The organism is Bacillota bacterium, from assembly GCA_013178415.1.
Lineage (GTDB): Bacteria > Bacillota > SHA-98 > Ch115 > Ch115 > Ch115.
Map to the genome: position 1 here is coordinate 1 of JABLXA010000037.1, position 17,557 is coordinate 17,557.

General features: G+C 49.8%; 20 protein-coding genes and 2 pseudogenes. 1 reads left to right on the forward strand and 21 read right to left on the reverse strand.

Annotation, left to right across the window (positions count from 1 at the left end; all coding sequences use genetic code 11):
- Window positions 1-1,321 precede the first annotated feature (1,321 nt).
- The gene (locus tag HPY52_16220; protein ID NPV81779.1) at window positions 1,322-2,620 is read left to right on the forward strand and encodes a site-specific integrase; all 1,299 of its coding nucleotides are present in this window, start codon (window positions 1,322-1,324) and stop codon (window positions 2,618-2,620) included.
- Window positions 2,621-3,337: 717 nt separating this feature from the next.
- On the opposite strand, the gene HPY52_16225 is transcribed toward HPY52_16220, so the two are convergent.
- The 21 genes and pseudogenes from HPY52_16225 to HPY52_16325 form a co-directional block, all read right to left on the reverse strand.
- Complete coding sequence (locus tag HPY52_16225) at window positions 3,338-4,072, reverse strand: ABC transporter permease (protein ID NPV81780.1); 735 nt, start codon at window positions 4,070-4,072, stop codon at window positions 3,338-3,340.
- Entirely contained in the window at window positions 4,069-5,034 is a 966-nt protein-coding gene (locus HPY52_16230; GenBank protein NPV81781.1) for an ABC transporter ATP-binding protein, read from the reverse strand. Before HPY52_16230 ends, HPY52_16225 begins: the two co-directional genes overlap by 4 nt.
- 166 nt (window positions 5,035-5,200) lie before the next feature.
- Window positions 5,201-5,671, reverse strand: coding sequence for a winged helix-turn-helix transcriptional regulator (locus tag HPY52_16235; GenBank protein ID NPV81782.1), 471 nt, complete (start codon window positions 5,669-5,671; stop codon window positions 5,201-5,203).
- A gap of 284 nt (window positions 5,672-5,955) precedes the next feature.
- Window positions 5,956-6,366, reverse strand: a complete 411-nt coding sequence (locus HPY52_16240; GenBank protein ID NPV81783.1) for an iron-sulfur cluster assembly scaffold protein — start codon at window positions 6,364-6,366, stop codon at window positions 5,956-5,958.
- 55 nt (window positions 6,367-6,421) lie between these two features.
- Window positions 6,422-7,267 carry an MBL fold metallo-hydrolase gene (locus HPY52_16245; GenBank protein ID NPV81784.1) on the reverse strand — a complete coding sequence of 282 codons (846 nt, stop codon included), beginning with the start codon at window positions 7,265-7,267 and terminating at the stop codon, window positions 6,422-6,424.
- Between the two features lie 5 nt (window positions 7,268-7,272).
- Window positions 7,273-8,184, reverse strand: a complete 912-nt coding sequence (locus HPY52_16250; protein ID NPV81785.1) for a 4Fe-4S binding protein — start codon at window positions 8,182-8,184, stop codon at window positions 7,273-7,275.
- A 23-nt stretch (window positions 8,185-8,207) separates the two neighbouring features.
- Window positions 8,208-9,086 (reverse strand): P-loop NTPase, encoded by an 879-nt coding sequence (locus HPY52_16255; protein ID NPV81786.1) that lies wholly within the window; start codon window positions 9,084-9,086, stop codon window positions 8,208-8,210.
- 74 nt (window positions 9,087-9,160) lie between these two features.
- Window positions 9,161-9,625: an MOSC domain-containing protein gene (locus HPY52_16260; protein ID NPV81787.1), complete on the reverse strand. Its 465-nt coding sequence runs from the start codon at window positions 9,623-9,625 to the stop codon at window positions 9,161-9,163.
- A gap of 52 nt (window positions 9,626-9,677) precedes the next feature.
- Window positions 9,678-10,097, reverse strand: coding sequence for a hypothetical protein (locus HPY52_16265; GenBank protein NPV81788.1), 420 nt, complete (start codon window positions 10,095-10,097; stop codon window positions 9,678-9,680).
- 72 nt (window positions 10,098-10,169) lie between these two features.
- Entirely contained in the window at window positions 10,170-10,598 is a 429-nt protein-coding gene (locus HPY52_16270; GenBank protein ID NPV81789.1) for a radical SAM protein, read from the reverse strand.
- 143 nt (window positions 10,599-10,741) lie between these two features.
- Window positions 10,742-10,915, reverse strand: a pseudogene (locus HPY52_16275) (4Fe-4S binding protein).
- Window positions 10,916-11,000: 85 nt separating this feature from the next.
- Window positions 11,001-11,363 (reverse strand): dinitrogenase iron-molybdenum cofactor, encoded by a 363-nt coding sequence (locus HPY52_16280; GenBank protein ID NPV81790.1) that lies wholly within the window; start codon window positions 11,361-11,363, stop codon window positions 11,001-11,003.
- A gap of 66 nt (window positions 11,364-11,429) precedes the next feature.
- Window positions 11,430-11,768 (reverse strand): annotated as a pseudogene (locus HPY52_16285) (NifB/NifX family molybdenum-iron cluster-binding protein).
- A 6-nt stretch (window positions 11,769-11,774) separates the two neighbouring features.
- Window positions 11,775-12,344, reverse strand: coding sequence for an ECF transporter S component (locus tag HPY52_16290; protein ID NPV81791.1), 570 nt, complete (start codon window positions 12,342-12,344; stop codon window positions 11,775-11,777).
- A gap of 118 nt (window positions 12,345-12,462) precedes the next feature.
- On the reverse strand, window positions 12,463-12,924 hold the full coding sequence (locus HPY52_16295) for a DUF5320 domain-containing protein (GenBank protein ID NPV81792.1): 462 nt from the start codon (window positions 12,922-12,924) through the stop codon (window positions 12,463-12,465).
- A gap of 110 nt (window positions 12,925-13,034) precedes the next feature.
- Window positions 13,035-13,901 (reverse strand): Mrp/NBP35 family ATP-binding protein, encoded by an 867-nt coding sequence (locus HPY52_16300; protein NPV81793.1) that lies wholly within the window; start codon window positions 13,899-13,901, stop codon window positions 13,035-13,037.
- A 155-nt stretch (window positions 13,902-14,056) separates the two neighbouring features.
- Window positions 14,057-14,407, reverse strand: coding sequence for a transcriptional repressor (locus tag HPY52_16305; protein NPV81794.1), 351 nt, complete (start codon window positions 14,405-14,407; stop codon window positions 14,057-14,059).
- 134 nt (window positions 14,408-14,541) lie between these two features.
- Complete coding sequence (locus HPY52_16310; GenBank protein NPV81795.1) at window positions 14,542-15,462, reverse strand: radical SAM protein; 921 nt, start codon at window positions 15,460-15,462, stop codon at window positions 14,542-14,544.
- Window positions 15,463-15,495: 33 nt separating this feature from the next.
- Window positions 15,496-15,972 (reverse strand): DUF134 domain-containing protein, encoded by a 477-nt coding sequence (locus tag HPY52_16315; GenBank protein ID NPV81796.1) that lies wholly within the window; start codon window positions 15,970-15,972, stop codon window positions 15,496-15,498.
- 139 nt (window positions 15,973-16,111) lie between these two features.
- Window positions 16,112-16,558 (reverse strand): hypothetical protein, encoded by a 447-nt coding sequence (locus tag HPY52_16320; protein ID NPV81797.1) that lies wholly within the window; start codon window positions 16,556-16,558, stop codon window positions 16,112-16,114.
- Between the two features lie 784 nt (window positions 16,559-17,342).
- Window positions 17,343-17,540: a hypothetical protein gene (locus tag HPY52_16325; protein NPV81798.1), complete on the reverse strand. Its 198-nt coding sequence runs from the start codon at window positions 17,538-17,540 to the stop codon at window positions 17,343-17,345.
- Window positions 17,541-17,557 lie beyond the last annotated feature (17 nt).

Genomic DNA, 17,557 nt, shown 5'->3' on the forward strand with positions numbered 1-17,557 from the left:
TGGGCCGACATCGTGCGGGATCTTGCGGCCCTGCAGGAAGTCGAGGTGGAGCAGGACGGTCGTCGCTACCGTCTACGCTTGCCCCTTCAAGGGGTCTGCGGTAAGGTGTTCCAGGCTGTAGGGGTCGCAGTGCCCTCGCCCGTCCAGGCGGTGTAATGTGGTGCCAAGGCCCTTCCATGTACACGCAGATGCCCGCCATACGGGCACTGCGCGGAACCAACTGTAGAAGATGAGTCTGAATTACCCCTTCATTAATATTAGTTACTGAAGAATTTGAGCGTCTTGGCGGATCTAAAGCCAGATTTGAAATATTTTGTCTCAATGATGAGAACACCACATGGACACAAATATCCCCTCACGAATTCCTCCTTAAAGTAATAAAGGGCTAACCCTCAGGGAGTCCCAGAGGCTAGCAATTACCATTTAGAGGTAGCTTACCACCTTCATGAACCATGAAGGTGATCACCACCCCTGCTACACGGCAAGCGCGCGTTATTCACGCGGGCGTCAACCGCTATTCAAAGTCAGGAAAAGACATAGTATGGGAATTTCTAAGAGACTGAAGAAAGATGAAATGAAATCTTGGGTATGTAGAGCATTTTGCCCGAAGACTAATTATGAGGGACAATATGGAGCGGGTCTTCCAAGAGGCGTGGCCATGATTACCCCTGGTCCCTGTAACCTGTATTCCTCCTTTATCTGGAATCTATCAATTTGAGACTCGACCTAGCCCCTTCTGCCTATGAGACCCATTATATTAATTTGCACGAAATTTAGTATATGGATGGTCTTTCCTTGAGACTTTATTGATAAGGTCCTATAAACAGGTAATCATCAGAATTGTCCAGGGGGCGTGGTGCGAGTAAAATAAAATTTGGAGTTGCGCGAAGGTTACCTTTCGCGCGCTCCTTTTTGTACTTTACGTGGGCTGGGGTTGTATCCGGGGGGTTCTTGCCTTTTCCCTGTCTCAATGTTGATGGGATGCTTAAAGGCCCTATCCTTATTAAGCCCGAGAGAACAGCCGTCGACGGTCTCCTGGACGCCGATCTGAAGCCCGAGAGGGGGGGCCGGTGGAGATCTTGACGAGAGGCTCGACAGTGATCTTACCTGATGGTCCGGCGTGATTACGGTCGTAAGGGAATCCGGACAGGCCTGTTTCCATGTCTAACTAATATGTAATATGCGCTAGTTATTGCTTATCGTGGCCGCAGCACTCTAATATTATGGCCGCCAGAAGCCCGGCTGCCAGACTGGGATGAGGCGGCCGTCTCTTGTACATTTCATATCCCGGCCTCTCACGAATGGAGGAGCCCAGTACCCAATGCAGACTATGCCGCGCGCCGCCGGGATGGATATCAGCTGTTTAAGTAAGGTTCCCGCAAGAAGGACGGCTCCTGAAAGCCGTCCCAGGGAACAGAAAGATGGGAGGAATTCTATGGCAGGTAAAGGAAGCATCTATCAACGAGGAGAGAACACATGGAGGATTGATCTATTCCTCGGGGTGGATCCGCTCACGAACGAGAAGAAGCGCATCACCAAGACAGTCCACGGGTCGAAGAAAGACGCGGAAAAGGTCCTGAGAGACCTCTTGAGGAAACTGGATGACGGGGAACTCAGGGAGCCAACGAAGATGACCGTGGCCGAGTACCTGAAAAGCTGGCTTGAAACTCACAAGAACAAGATTGCCGAAACAAGCCTGGGCTGGTATACGATGATATGCGACCTACATATCATTCCCGCGCTCGGCCATATCCGGCTTCAGGAGCTTACACCGATGATGGTCCAAGAGTTTTACAATAAGAAACTGGGAAGCCCGGCTCTTAACGGTAGAGGAACGCTATCCGCCTCAAGCGTGGACCACATACACAAAGTTCTGCACAAGGCGCTAAACCAGGCCGTAAAATTGCAACTAATCGCCAGCAACCCTTGCGATGCGGCCGAGCCTCCAAAACCTAAGAAAAAGGAGGTCGATTTTTGGACACCAGAAGAAGCAGCGAAGTTTCTTGACGCGATCCAAGGCGATCGATTGTACGCCCTTTACTATACCGCCCTATATACGGGTATGAGGCGTGGAGAGATCCTCGGCCTGAAATGGGAGGATGTGGATCTCGAGAATGGGATCATCACTGTAAGGCGAGCAATTGTGGGCTATAGAAGAGGCACTGTAGTGAAGGAGCCCAAGAATGAGAAAAGCAAAAGAAGGATTCAAATTACCCAGGATGTAGTGGATGTTCTTAAAGGCTACAAGGCGATTCAAAATAGGGAAAGGCTGCTCTGTGGAGAGGACTACGTGAACAGCGGGTATGTTTTCACTAAGCCTGGAGGCGGGCCATTGGAGCCTTCCTATGTGACCGTGCGTTTCAGGAAGCTTATTAAAAAGGCTGGAGTAAGAGGAATTAAATTCCATGCATTGAGGCACACCCACGCAACCTTGCTGGGAGCAGCGGGGGTGCCGATGAAAGCCATCTCTGCGCGCCTGGGTCATTCATCTATCGTAATGACAGGGGATATCTACTCTCATGTATTCAGCGACATGGACAGAGGCGCCGCTGACGTTTTCAGCGAGGTTATGAAAAAGGCGAGGACCGAGAAAAAAGATAGGCTCTCTATGGCAAATTGAACACTAGACTCTGTTTTTCCACCAAGGAATTGAGATGTCGTCTAGAATATCCTGGAAGAAAAATTCCACCAAAAACTCCACCAATTCCCTAGTTTTTAGGAGATGTGACTGACTACGAAAGCCCTCAAACCCTTGAAAATACTGGCGCGCCCGGAGGGATTTGAACCCCCGACAAGCAGATCCGAAGTTACAGAATTGGTTTGCCCCGGTGAGCTAACGTGCGCCAAGGTCTCTTCTATGTCAAGGGTTTGAGGGCTCTTCCATTGTTAGGAAAAACTCATTTTTGTTACCCTTTATCAGGCTGTTTTCCACCAAAATTCCACCATGGTGGTGGGAGAATGCGGAAATCTAGTGGCTGGTGGAAGCAGTTCTCCTCATCTGTTTCGCTATGAGCCGTTTCTAATTCGTACCTCAAAGCGAGTTAAAGGACAACGGGGACTTACAACAAGAAACTCGCCAACCTATTGCGACAGGTAGAAGAGCTCGCCATAGTGGGCTGGCTAGGTCGTTTTCCATCCAAAGTGTTTCTTAATAAGCCCGGTATCGTGACTGTGGCCCAGGCCGTCAGATTCAGTGGCGGCCCAAAGTAGCGTAGGACCGGCGCTCGATCAAACGCCCACAGTTACTTGTGTGCTGCCTGAGACTTCTTTAATTGCTGAGGGCTAGAGACCTCGTGGTACACTTCAGTTCTCTTGGCCTCCAGGTCTCGGGCCCCCCTCAATAGATCCACTTCCTCTTTACATTCTTCAGGCTCAAGATGAATAACGCGATGCTAAATCCAATAAGTATCGCAAAACTCAGTAGTGGCACTATATGACCGTCACCGTTTATCGAGGATTTTAATATGTCTACCCCATAAGTGAGCGGGATTATATAGGATACAGGCCTTAGGATGAACGGCAGTTCCCTGATTGGTATGAATAACCCGCACAGGAACACCATGGGAAACCGAAAGAAGTTGGAGAACGTTTGGGCCTCAAAGACTTCGCTCACCGTTACCGCGATGAATAGACCCAGGAAAGTTGAAGTCACAGCCATTAAAACGACGCTGCCTACCGCTGGAACCCACTTGATGCCAGATAAATCTGTCATGAAAGATGCAAAAATGATTGGAATGAAAGCATTGACTATCCCGAAGAGGATGGCACCAGTCGTTTTGGCTAACATTAGAAGACTAAGATCAATAGGGGCCAGCAAGAGTCGTTCGAAAGACCGATTTCTTCTCTCGAAAGTGATCGTCACCGCGAGCATGGATGTGGTACCAAAGAGAATGGACATAGACATAACGCCTGGCAGAATCCCACGGATATCTGCAGCACTCTGTGATTTCAAGAAAAACATGAGGGTCCAGGCAACAGGGAAGATGATACCCCAGCTTATGTTAGGCGGCTTAAGGTAGTAAGCCTTCATATCCTTCATCAAGATATTCCAAAAAGCAATCCACGCTTTCATCTCCGGTTGCGCTCCTTTTCCTTTTTCATTCTGTCAATCTCAATGCCTGTGACCTTAACAAAGACCTCCTCTAGGGAAGGACGAATTATCTTCGCTTCATAAACAGTCAAGCCGTTTTCATCAAAAAACTGCATCAATGGCATGAGGCTAATGGGAACAGGGGAATGGATTCTGAGGGTATCATCACTAAGAAACTCTGTGGAGAATTTGGGGAACCTCTCGTCAATGATGTCTCGTAATCGTAAAACGCCATTGGCCAAGGTAAATTGAACGATAGTCTCCTGCTGGGCTTGCTCCATGAGTTCGTCGACAGTCCCGACCTGGACTATCCTTCCATCAACAATAAATGCTATTCTATGGCAAAGCCGCTCAGCCTCCTCAATATAATGCGTGGTCAGGAATATGGTAGTGCCGTTGGCGTTCAAATCGCGGATCAACTTACGTATCTGCCTCGCACTGGCTACATCGATACCGGTTGTCGGCTCGTCCAGGAAAAGGATCTTCGGCTCGTGGATGATTCCCGCAGCAATGGTGAGTTTTCTCTTCATTCCTCTGGAATAAGCCTTAAACGGCCTATTTCCGGCCTCTGTAAGTCCGAACTGTTCTAGAAGTTGACGTGCTCTCTCCTCACGCTTCCGCCGTTCCATACCGTAAAGCGCCGCACAAAAGCACAGGTTTTGAAAGCCATCAAATTCATCGTATAGATTGCTTTCATCAGGCACTATTCCTATGACTTGCTGAGCCTTCTTGATTTGATGAGCATAATCATATCCCAACAATTTGACCGAACCAGCTGTTATTCTTGCAAGGCCGGTCAGCATGTTGATTGTAGTTGTCTTTCCTGCGCCATTGGGGCCAAGGAAACCGAAGATTTCACCTTGCTTGACATAGAAATCGATGCTTTTAACGGCTGTGAAGTCCTGGTACTTCTTGGTTAAACCCTGTACTTCGAGTATATTCATTTGACCATCTCCCCATCTTCTCACTGCAGAGCATTCAACCCCAATGCGTGTGGAAGTCCAATTGGCTAAATAAGCCCTTGCATATGAAGAGAGAGCAGAAATCTACCGATGGCCACGGCAAATACCACACTATCCAGCACCCTATCCAGATTTGGGATATTGCAGACTACTTCTCTTCGTGTCCACAAGGATGATCCTTCTTATCTCCATGGCATTCCTCTATCTGCTCTGGACTACATTCGCCTGGTTTGCCTTTCAACTTCTCGGGGCGCTCACACTTGCACTCACATATGCACACGGCTTCTTCCCTTCCCTCTACAGTACCCTTTCGGGTTGTGGATTCCCGGCGGCAAACATATTCGTATTGGACAGGTTGCGCTGCCATGGATTGTAAATCATTGGCAATTTGTCGAAGTACATCTCTCTCAACGGAGTAATGAGTCCAATACCCTCGCTTTTCTCCTTTAATTAATCCTGTTTTCCGCAGGATTTGCAGATGTTGAGATACTGCGGCCTCGGATATTCCCAGACGTCGTGCCAAGGCACCTACGCAGTAGTCATGGGTCAAAAGCAAGTTCACTATTCTAAAACGCGTCTCATCAGCTAGAGCTTTGAGCCTTCTAGGGAGATACTCCATGGTTTCATCCAATCCAATAAAGTGCTTACTTAAGTATAGCATAAGTTACTTAATCAATTATGTCAATAACCACCATAATAGATTCTCGTTGTTGATGATGTCCTATCTTTACTGATTTCTTCGCGTGGCACAATTTCAGGGGTCGGTGAAAGGAAACGACCATAAACCGTGCAGCGACGGATATGGCAACCCTAAGGTGTCAAACTCAAGTTTAAGAGTCAAGCCTGGACAAGGCCGCAAGCAGGTTAGACTTGAACACCCGAACTTGACTGCGAAGACCGATGTTATGCCGATTCGCTTTGTTTATCGTCGGGCCTTTGCTGCACAGATTTTGAAGCATAATCCAGAATTGCCAGGCGAAGTGCTGCGGGACCTAATACGGAACAGTGAATCTTTTCGTCTGGGAGGCCACCGAGAGCCTTGATAACGTCATCCTCAGTAATTCCCCAGGCTTCTTTGAGGGTTTTACCCATAGCCAGTTCAGTGGTTATGCTGCTTGTCCCTATGGCTGCCGGACAGCCAAAAAGTTTAAATTTGACGTCTACTAGTCTTCCATCCTTCACCTTAATATACACACGCAGATAATCCCCACACGAAGGGTCGCCAATTGTCCCAACCCCATCCGCGTTAGGTATCTCGCCGACATTCCGAGGATTAAGGAAATGATCCAGGACCTTCTCGGTATAGAATGACATATTATAACTCATCCCTTCGGTATCCCCCGATAAAAAGCTACACCTGTGATAAAGATTAAAACTCAAATATACTCCCCACACTACCCAGCTCAAACCTTTCCCCGAGTAGTCGCGCCATCTCTGTACGGGCATTAAACCCCGTACAGTGGAGCGGAACTACCTTATCCACTCCAAGTTCCATGAATGCGCGGAGAGTAAGCTGTAACCGGCTTATGCTAGCTTTTTCAAGGTGCATACCACCAATCACCGCATGTATCCCATCTGTTCCTGTTAGGCTTTTTATGTACTTCAGGGTATTAATCACACCGGCGTGACTACAGCCCAGGATCACCACCAGACCTTTACGAGTTTTAATAGCCATAGTCTGGTCATCGAGGAGAAAATCTGTTACGAGCTTTTGATCGTGCTCCACCAGGAACTCGCGGGATATTTCTTCGAAGTCGGTGGTACCTGGGATTTCGCCTGTGAGGAGTATACCTTCATCCAGCTTAACAGGCTTCCTATCGAGGTGAAGTTTGACTCCGGACTTTGCCAGGTAATCCATGTCCAGCGGGCTTCCTATTTCTTTAACCCTATCATCTGCCTTTACATACTTCTTCTCAAACGCATTGGGATGAGTATAGAGATCTATACACTTCACCTCGTTCAAGAGAGAAGCCAGGCCACCTGTGTGGTCATAATGGCCGTGGCTTAATACAACTAAATCTATATCCTTGAGGTTTAGCCCAAGTTCTCTTGAATTATGAATCAAAACCTCTCCGGACTGCCCTGTATCAAAGAGTATTCTCCGCCCCTTGACTTCGACTAACAAAGAGAGGCCATGCTCTGCCCATAACTTCTCCTTCCTGGCAGTGTTCTCAACCAGGATACTTACCTTGACCTCGGCATATTCTCCAGCCACCCTCATCAACTCCTTTGGACGCGGGCCTGTTCAAGACGAAATGAAACTCTCTCCCAGAGTCCCTTTATTGCTTTTGAAGCCTTCCCTCTCCCATGGCCGGATCTGCCGCGCCCGTAATCAACAACAGGTAGCCCCTCCATCAACGCGTAAACCACCTCCTCATCAAACGGGATCCTTCCCGCAACTTCTATCCCTTCCCTATAGCAGTATTCTTCGATCTCCCTGGCTTTCCGTTCATCGAGGTCATATTTGTTGATGCAAACCATCGCTTCTACATTGAAATGCTTCGTTAACCCCAGAATTCTCTCCAGATCATGGCTGCCGGCCACAGTCGGTTCGGTAACGATAAGAGCCATATCCACGCCGGAAATGGAGGATATGACCGGACAACCTATACCTGGCGGCCCATCGGTGATAATATAATCTAATCCCTGGCCTTCAGCGATAGAACGGGCCTGGCGCCGGACTTCGGCTACCAGTTTGCCTGAGTTCTCCTCAGCAATCCCAAGCCTGGCATGAACTAGGGGACCATAAAGGGTATCCGAGATAAACCAGTGGCCTGAGAGATTGTCTTTCATGGTTATTGCCCTTTGAGGACAGGCATAGTAACATACGGTACAGCCCTCACAGGAAACAGTATTGACCTCGATAAGGTCATCACCCCTGGTAATGGCCCCAAAACGGCAGGCTTCAACACAGGTCCCACAACCGGTACACTTCTCCTGATCGATCACAGCTTTCTTAGATCCATAGAATTCTGTGGTATTGCGTACTGTGGGCTTTAGAAGGAGGTGAAGGTCTGCTGCATCCACATCACAGTCGGCCAGTACCTTGCTTTTAGCTAAGACTGCAAATGCCCCGACTATAGAGGTCTTGCCGGTACCTCCCTTGCCGCTAATAACTAACAGTTCTTTCACCGGTGTCATCCCTTCATATGGTTTCACAAAAGTGCCTGGTCAGGCTCTCCGGTCCTTGCGAGAGCGTGAATCTTTCGCCAAAGCCCTCTAAAGGCCGCTTTTAACTCAGGGAATTCCTCTATGAGACGACCTCCCCTTGCATAGCAGGCGGCATATCTCCGGTCAAAAGGGATTTCCAATAATATGGGTATCTCCTCCCGCTCGCAATAACCTACAAGGTCCTCATTACCGAGCCCTGAGCGGTTGATTACGACCCCAAAGGGGATTCCCAGCTCTCGAACCATCCCGATTGCCAGAGTAAGATCATTCAACCCAAAGGGTGTTGGCTCAGTAACGAGTATGCAAAAATCACTATCTTTCACTGAAGCCACAACAGGGCAGGAAGTCCCGGGCGGGGCATCGATGATTACCACTCCGTTGGTACCGTGGTCAATTATCTTGTCCTTTACGGCTCTTATTACAGGAGGGGCCAGAGGGGTACCTATATTCATCTTTCCCTGGATGAATGCGATCTCTCCTGAATGGCCACTTTCAATAAGGCCTATCTCCTTTGCTTCTTCCGATATAGCCCCTGTAGTGCAGAATCGGCTGCATCCCCCACAACCGTGACAGAGCTCAGGAAAGGTTATCACCCGGCCTCCCAGGACGATGATCGCGTGGAAAGCGCAGACCTCCCCGCACCTTCCGCAGGAGTTACATCTACTTTCATCAACCACCGGCACAGGCAGCGTTACTTTTTCCGTGGTTTCGAATACGGGATTAAGGAAAAGGTGTGCATTGGGCTCCTCTACATCACAGTCCAGGAGTTGGACCGGCAGGTTTCCTTCAAGGGTTAAGGCCAGATTTACTGCAACAGTCGTTTTACCGGTCCCACCCTTTCCACTCGCCACTGATATAATCATTGGACATCTCCATTCTTCTTGTATAGCTCAAACGGGAAAATCCTCCGACATGGGGTTAGACATGGGGTTAGGGGTTAAAGGGATTGCCCCTCGGCACAAATTGCGTCGCCGACCTTGACCTCCCCGCCCTTAATCACATTGGCGAAGATACCTTCTCTGGCGAAGACGCTTTCTCTCGATATTACACAATTATCAGCCTGATGGCCTATAACACGTCTATCGTGGTAAGGTTTCCCTATCTGAGTTACCTCCAGGATAACATCCTTCCCTACCTGAAGCCTGGTTCCCGCTGGGAGTGAGGCGAGATCGATATCCCTTGTCGCAATGTTTTCCGCAAACCCCCCGGACTTCACATCGAATCCCTTCATCCTCATCTTTTCAATACTTTCTTCTGCGAGGAGACTCACTTGCCTATGCCAATCCCCAGCATGGGCATCCCCTTCAAGTCCACGGTTTTCGATGAGAAAAGACCTCTCTATGTTTCTTTTGGGAGTCCCTTTTCTCTCACTTATGCAAACAGCAATTACCTGACCTCCCAAGGCTCTTCCCCTCCTAGATAAACCTACCGTAAATAGGCCATACCACCGGATGTTATCCCCCTATCTGCGATAGGGCATTATATGAGATTTCATCTCTAGCACTCAGGGTAGTTCCTCTCTCCGGCTTAGCAACGATAGCCTTCCTGAAAACCATGAGCAGCTCTTCGTCGCTGGCTCCATTTCTCATAAGGGTCCGGACATCAAATGCCGGGCCTGATACCAAACACGAACGAAGTTTTCCATCGGCTGTAAGCCGCAATCTGTTGCACGTCTCGCAAAAGCCTTCACCATATCGCCCGATGAGCCCTACAAGAGCTCTTGCCCCGGGCAACCGAAAGTATATCGCTGGCCCTTTACCCGGGATAGTCGTCTCTGAATTCGGTACAGGCTTACCCCCCATAGCGATAATGTGTCTTACCACCTCATGGACAGGAATTGCCTCTTCGGTATGCTGTGGACCCCATTCCCCCAAATAAGCATCATTTGGATAAACCTGACATGCCACCCCCGGGAGATGCTTAAACTCGCGAGTGCCTCTAGTTCATCACGGTTTACGCTCTTCTATTTTAATAGGAGACAGCCCTGCTTTCGAGGCCGCCTCTATACCTGACAAGACATCGGAAAGATTTCCCCATCGGGTGAGCCTGCGATAGATCTCCGGCTTTAAGGTGTCCAGGCTGACATTTACCCTCTTGAACCCCGCTTGGGCCAGTCTCTCCGCCTGGTCCTTCAACAAGATCCCGTTCGTAGTCATGCTCAAATCAAAAATACCAGGGATCCCGGAAAGTCTCCTGATGATATCCGTGAGGCCTTTTCGGACAAGAGGTTCACCGCCTGTAAGCCTAACCCGTTTTATCCCTATACGGGTCCCAATCTTTACGAGCCGCTCAATTTCCTCATTCCTGAGGATATCCTCATGGTTCTTTAGCTCTACGCCTCCTTCGGGAAATGCACCGAAGATTGCACCGGTCAGTCACGGAAACTCTGAGGTATTCGATATTCCGTCCAAAGCTATCTCTCAACTAAACCTCCCCCGCAACCTCACCCATGCATGAGAGGTCACAGCCACCCACTTTAGATCCAGAAGAATACGCTTCCTTGCTTCTTTCAGAATGGTCAACCTTCTAGCCTTATCGCACCATTGGGACACCCGTCCACGCAGACCCCGCACTCGACGCACTTATCAGGGTCAACCTATGCAACCTCATCCACGGTAATGGCGTTCACCGGGCAGGCCTCTTCACAAATCCCGCAGCCGGTGCATTTTGCATGATCGATAACTGCTGCCATAACTTTTTCACTCCCATCCTTTTCCACACCACTGAACATTTTTCTGCTCCGGATAGCCCCAGTCGTACTGGCAATGGTTTAAGAATCAATGTTTATGATTACACTCACGGCCTCCCTGGCCGTGCTCACAGAGGCTTTCTCCGCTTTCAAGACGGCCTGCAAGGTATGAATTGATCACTTCGTCCACCCGCCCTGAAACGCCTGTTATGGTCTGGATGTTGTTTTCAGCAAATAATCCTTGCGCCCTTGGTCCCATCCCACCTGCGATAATACAGGAAACCCCCAGCTTCCCCAGGTACCCTGGCAGGAATCCCGGTTCATGCCCTGGGTTGGGGATAATGACCTTGTTTTCCACCTTTCCGTCGTTTAATGTAAATATGGTGTATTCAGGGCAACGACCGAAATGCGCTGCTACCATGGGTCCATCCGTCGCCACCGCAATTTTCACGAAAGAATTACCTTCTTCACTCTCTTTGCCCTTCAAATGCCCACTCATACCGAAGTGCGGGCTCACCGTAGCCTCAGAAACTATTGCAAGCTCTCCTTTTTTGTAACTCTTGATAGCATCACGTACAGTTCCTGTATTCACGGTATACACCTTGATTCTTGCACTTTGGAGCGTGCGCGCGGCGTTGGGACCCACATTGCCCGTGATGACCGCCTCAATACCGCGGTTGGCCAGGAATTGTGCGCTCTGGATTCCTGCACCTCCGGAAGCCATGAGGTTTTCATTTGGCACTGCCTCAAACTCCTCGGTGTCGGGGTCTATAATGATAAAGTATTGGCACCTACCGAAGCGGGGATCTAAGGCCGAGTCTAGATCTTTGCCCTGTGATGTAACCGCGATTTTCACTCTGAATCACCCTCCGAGATTTCCAGTATTGGATCTGGCATTCCTTGCACTTAGAGCCCTCGTAATGGCTTTCTCAATGATTAGCACCACAATGCCACCGGTTAAGGCGGTGATCAGCTGCGGCACTTGCATTGCTTTGGCAACAGCAGGCGGGACTTTGACCGCGAAGCTAACAGCGGACGCCAAAATAAGATACTTCAGGATCGAACCGATAAGGAGCCCTGGAACTGACCCCCGTAGGCCATTACCCCATAACCTTCTAAAAACACAGAATGCGGCCACTAAAACGGCATTACCGAGCATAATGAATGGAATCATAGGACCCAATGGCGCAGCCAGTATCCCTCGAACAAAGGCTATCCAGGGGGTGAGAAGCCCAATAAGGATGCCTCCCGTGGCTCCAACTAAAATGCCTGAGATGAGAAGCATAGCATTTACGGCCGGACCTGTAAAGGGTTGGGGTAGGCCTAACATTTGTATGGCCAGGGTGATAGCTAGCAATAAAGCCGTCCTGGTTAGCCAGCGTAACCGGACCCGCCAGATATCTGACTCCTGTTGTATGCTATGGGATTGCATCCCGGTCATCTCCCTCTTGAGGCTCTGTTTTATTGGCCTTGAGAGGAGGGGAAGGAGAAGGTGTCCCCTCCTCTCAGTCCTTGGAACTGGGGACTACCTGAGATGGTTTAATGGTAGGCTACTTGCCTTCTTCAGCTCCACCCTTCTCCGGGCCGCCCAGCTCCTTCAGGCGTTCCTCAATACCCTTGAGTTCCTCCTTCAGGAACTCTGCCTGCTCCTTTAGGAACGCCATCTCCTGTTCAGAAGCGGTCTTGATTGCCTCTTCCGGATTCTGGGCCGTATATGGAACCCCGTAAAAGGGGGCCGGGTAAAAAGGGGCAGCCCAGGGCCGGTATGCTGGAGCTGCCCACCCGGGGTAGCCGAAACGTACCCAGCCAGGCAAGCCCGTCGCGTAATACATTCGCCTCCAGCCCCGGCCGCGGCCAAATCCCAGCCCCCTACCGAGCCGGCGCCAGAATCCTCCACCCCAGAGCCCAACCGGGTTCATATAACCGGGAACCGGGAATCCGGCACAGTACCCTGCGGCCCTTCCCGTCATCGGGCCAAGACCCATAGGGCCAGTTCCATCTCCTCTAGGCATACGTTACACCCCCTTTCTGTGTCGTGCTTCACTTTAGATACTCAAAGCTGCCTTCATCCAATCTATTCTGCATATATTTCCACGAGGATAGGGCAAATTACCGCTCGTCATCAAGAGACCCGGGTTAGCACCCCAGAACTTGTCCCAAACTTGACTATATCTTCCCAGTTTATCGCGCCCTCTACCTCCGGACTATCGTACTGCTCGACCTGCCCCTGATCACACAGTTCAGCAAGTTTCGGGTCAAGGGGCAAAGCCCCAAGGTAAGGTATCCCTGTAGCCTTTGCCACTTCCTCGCCTTTTGAAGGCCCAAAGAGCCGAAGCATCTCGCCACACTTGGGACATATCGCATAGCTCATATTCTCAATGAGCCCAAAAACAGGAGTATTCATTATTGAGGCCATCTTTATGGCCTTCTTGACTACCATCACTGCCAAGTCTTGCGGGGAGGAGACAATAACTACACCGTTTAATGGCAAAGATTGCATTACCGTGAGCGGGGCATCCCCTGTCCCGGGTGGGAGGTCTACAATCAGATAGTCGAGATCTCCCCAAATAACGTCTGTCCAGAACTGCCTTACGGTTCCAGCTATGAGGGGTCCCCGCCAGATGACAGGATCGTCTTCGTGATCCAGAAGAAGATTCAGCGACATAACCTCTATACCAAGTGGGGTTTTAGCCGGGAGAATCCCGAATTCAAAAGTCTCCGCTCTGGAGTGGATGCCGAACATCTTGGGTATGCTCGGTCCTGTGATGTCTGCGTCGAGCAAACCGACTTTGTAGCCTTTTTTAGCCAGTTTTACTCCTAAAAGGGCAGCCACTGAGGATTTGCCTACCCCGCCCTTGCCGCTCATAACGGCTATGACATGGTGGATGTTGTTGAGTTCATTTTGCGGGAGCTTTTCAATCCCTTGGGTATGATTGCCATGGGAGCTCTTTTCCTGTTTGTCCTGAGTAACCTTGCACTCTTCAGTCATATTCCTGCCTCCTGTGGAGATTCCCCGGGTATTCCCCTGGTTTTCAATACGTCCCTGATGTTTATGTGCTATTTTGAACGGCATGCCTCGCAGTAGCCAAATACCTCTATAGAATGATCCGATATCTCGAAATTTTGACTCTGGGCTATAATCTTCTAGAAATCTTCTGGTATTGACACGGTAACCTCAGATATCCTGCCGCACCTAAGACAAACAAGGTGATAATGTGGCTGGGTATGTGTTGGGGTAAGCTCATACCTGGCAGGACCTTTCCCTATCTCGAGTCTTGCCACAAGCCCCAACCTTTCCAAGTCCATCAGGGTGCGGTAGACAGTAGTCAGTCCCAGCTTAAGGCCCTGGGCCCGGGCAATCCGGTATATCTGCTCTGCAGTCAAATGCCTATTTTGGTGACTGCTCAGGACCTTAAGGACAGTCCTTCGCTGAGGCGTGATTCGGAATTCCTTCTCGGCGAGCTTCCTTTCCGCGTGGAGGGGCTCCCCTTTCATAGCCTTCACATCCTGCCATCGCGATCGTTAATGGTCATACGTTCATTAATAGTATACCCACTATTCTGTGCATATGTCAATAACTATGTCAAAAAAATATTCCAGGCCTGCCAACCTGGAGTCTATTGGCCATGTCATCTATGGAAATACGTCTTTCCACTCGTAGAATTATCGGCATTGATAAGGCCCAGCCCTAAAAGTATCCCAAGGTACTTAGAAGCTTCATTCATATTAAGCCCCAAACCGTTTGCCACATCTGCAATTGTGCAAGGTCTCCGTCTCAGAAGGTTGAGTATCTGATCATACCTAGCCTTCATATCCTTTCCCTCGGCTGCAGGTTGCCCAACAGAGGTTTGTCGGTTGCCTGGCACAGTAATTACTTCCGCGCGTTTATCGAAATAGCTTTTAATCCTCTCCATCTCATCTTCGGTCAACGGTTTGGCAGAGGATTCCGCAGGGGGTCTTTCCACTGTATTCAGTTGAATCTTTTCCGCATTTATACCTTTGAGAGCAGAGGATATTCTAGCTAGTTCTCTTTCATCATCGTTTACGCCCTTAACCAGCATAACCTCCATCCAAAGCTTACCGCCGAAATCCGATGAAAATGCCTCGATGCCGGAAATAATATCATTTATCTTCAGCCCAGGATATGGCCGATTGATCTTCTCAAAGATCTCCTGACTTGCTGCATCAAGAGAAGGGATAACTAGATCCGCATCCAGTAGTTCCTTTCTGACCTCTGGATAACCGAATAACGAGCTATTCGTTAGAACCGCAACCGGAATTGAGGTAAGCTCCTTGGCTTCCTTGATGAGCCTGCCAAGATCAAGATTAAGTGTGGGCTCACCTGATCCTGAAAAGGTAATGTAGTTGGCCGTCACTTTCGGCAATACCGCCTTCAACTCATTAGCTATTGTCTCAAAGCCCACAAAGCTGTCGCGTGTCATTGTCTTGCAGGTGGTCTTCCCAAGCTGGCAATATATACAGTCAAAAGAGCAGGTCTTGAAGGGTACGACATCCACCCCTAGAGAAAGACCAAGCCTCCTCGAAGGCACAGGACCAAAGATATATCGCACTAAAATCACTCCCTATTCCCAATTCCATCCCCGGCCATGACGACCCCAGGGCATGTTTCCAAAACCATGCCCGCCCTGGTCAACACGGTGTACCTGCTGGGTACCACATTGGGGACATGTCATTTCAACCCCCCGCTCCCCGGTACCAAATGGCACTTCGAATTCATGGTTACAGGCCCCGCATTGGAACCGGCGTACGTCTAACCGGTAATTCCCGCCCTCCACCCGGATAGCCTTGCCTTCAACCAGGGCCCTTGCAACCTTACCCCTTGCTGATACAAGCACCCTCTGAAATGTGGGCCGGGAGACCTGCATTCTCTCCGCACAGTCTTCCTGCTCGAGGCCTTCAAGGTCCTTGAGACGGAGGGCCTCGAGTTCCTCTATAGTCAGCACTTCTTCCTCCAACTCCCGTAGCGGAACCCCTGCCGGCTTAAATATTGTTACCTGTGGAAGGAATTCTACGCGCCTAAATTTAGGCGGCCTTGGCATGTTATCAACTCCCGATTATTTTAACGAGCCTGCTCTATTATCTCTATTTTTAACCCAAGCTTTTCAGCAACAGTAGCACAACCTCGGCAGAAAGGGGGAGCATGATTATGCTCCCTCCACTGCCGTCTTCGGGCCATATTTAAGATTTTATTGCCATGATAGCCATTTCCGCCGCGTTAACTAATTGATATACAATCGGTGAGGCCGTAAGCGCGGGGTGAGTCCCCGTCTGAAAAGTGGCCATATCATCAGCAGTCATCTTTTGATGAATGCAGGCGCTGATGGCGTTAATAAGCTCCCCGCTACTTTCGGCACCTGAAACCTGGCCTCCAAGAAGCACACCTGTCCCTCTCTCGAATACTAATTTGACCCTTAGATTTTCAGCTCCCGGCATACCCCCTGGATGCCGATTGATGGACTCAGCCTCTCCGACCGCGACATTATATCCCATATTCTTCGCCGTTGTTTCAGTAAGCCCTGCGGCAGCGAACGCAGTCCCCCCAAGTATGGTGGAGAAAACGCCGATCACACCCATATTCATTCGGCGTGTACTAAACACATTCGCCCCTGCTATCCGCGCCTCCATTTCCCTTGAAGTTTCTCTCAGGGTACCTCGCAAGTACCTATTTCCTTACCATTTCGGCCCCGCACTGAGGACACCTTATCTGATAACAAGGAAGCCCCCGCTGGTGCGGTACAACTGTGCCGCAAACTGGACAGATGCACCCCCGTCGGTCCCGCTCCAGGCCTGGAGCCGCCCATCCTTCCCCTGCCCTTGCCAATACCCATCCCAAGACCACGTCCAGTGCCAGGGCCCTGTCCTGTAGGACCTGCACCATCGCCTCTGGGCATCTCATTCGTCTCCTATGAGTAATTTTATGGAAATATTAAACATACGTTCATAATAACTATAGCCCTTTAATGACTCGGCGTCAATACTAATAGTCGTATGTTTTGCAGAAGGGGCCATATACCGAACCATGGGTCCTCATGAATTTCTTTGATGTCAATCAAAGCGCCGCTTGCGAGGTTATAGCCAGCAGAAAAGCCACGATGAAGATCAAAAATACAATATGTGAATGACCTCGAAAATAAGTCTCGCTCATCCGCAGTAATGTAAAGCATCGCCCCAGCTGGCCCGGCCATAGCCAGCGCTGTGACCAGATCCTAAATTGCATTTCCGTTTTATTCCTGGCTATCACTGAATGCTGAATATTGTCATCTAGCAGGCAAAAGAGGCTCCCGAATTACCAGGGAGTCTCTTCCTTTTCTGCCCTTTGCTATCCCTTTGGGCGGCAATTGGGCGGCAGAAAAGGCAGGCTGAAAGTCTGGTGAGTATCAGATGCAATTAACGTCTATCGCTTCTCTTGTTACCGGCTGCCACTCCTTAGAAGATCACCGAATTCAAGATAACCTCGGCCCCCAAGGTAATGGATAAGGCTTTCGGCTCCTTCAATCGCCCCGAGATCGGCGCTCTGGAGCGCGGTCTCCCAAATAGCCGCGCCTTTTCCCGTCAGCAGTAGATGCTCCACCCCTCCCGGCCACTCCTGGCAATAGACTCGAGACATTATGCGGCCTCTTTTGA

What these genes read in the sequence shown, in the direction of transcription:
- HPY52_16315 (NPV81796.1), bottom strand. Translation starts at nt 15,972, where the DNA reads ATGCCAAGGCCGCCTAAATTTAGGCGCGTAGAATTCCTTCCACAGGTA.
- HPY52_16230 (NPV81781.1), bottom strand. Translation starts at nt 5,034, where the DNA reads ATGAATATACTCGAAGTACAGGGTTTAACCAAGAAGTACCAGGACTTC.
- HPY52_16325 (NPV81798.1), bottom strand. Translation starts at nt 17,540, where the DNA reads ATGTCTCGAGTCTATTGCCAGGAGTGGCCGGGAGGGGTGGAGCATCTA.
- HPY52_16225 (NPV81780.1), bottom strand. Translation starts at nt 4,072, where the DNA reads ATGAAAGCGTGGATTGCTTTTTGGAATATCTTGATGAAGGATATGAAG.
- HPY52_16300 (NPV81793.1), bottom strand. Translation starts at nt 13,901, where the DNA reads ATGACTGAAGAGTGCAAGGTTACTCAGGACAAACAGGAAAAGAGCTCC.
- HPY52_16305 (NPV81794.1), bottom strand. Translation starts at nt 14,407, where the DNA reads ATGAAAGGGGAGCCCCTCCACGCGGAAAGGAAGCTCGCCGAGAAGGAA.
- HPY52_16255 (NPV81786.1), bottom strand. Translation starts at nt 9,086, where the DNA reads ATGATTATATCAGTGGCGAGTGGAAAGGGTGGGACCGGTAAAACGACT.
- HPY52_16290 (NPV81791.1), bottom strand. Translation starts at nt 12,344, where the DNA reads ATGCAATCCCATAGCATACAACAGGAGTCAGATATCTGGCGGGTCCGG.
- HPY52_16235 (NPV81782.1), bottom strand. Translation starts at nt 5,671, where the DNA reads ATGGAGTATCTCCCTAGAAGGCTCAAAGCTCTAGCTGATGAGACGCGT.
- HPY52_16220 (NPV81779.1), top strand. Translation starts at nt 1,322, where the DNA reads ATGCAGACTATGCCGCGCGCCGCCGGGATGGATATCAGCTGTTTAAGT.
- HPY52_16320 (NPV81797.1), bottom strand. Translation starts at nt 16,558, where the DNA reads ATGGAGGCGCGGATAGCAGGGGCGAATGTGTTTAGTACACGCCGAATG.
- HPY52_16240 (NPV81783.1), bottom strand. Translation starts at nt 6,366, where the DNA reads ATGTCATTCTATACCGAGAAGGTCCTGGATCATTTCCTTAATCCTCGG.
- HPY52_16295 (NPV81792.1), bottom strand. Translation starts at nt 12,924, where the DNA reads ATGCCTAGAGGAGATGGAACTGGCCCTATGGGTCTTGGCCCGATGACG.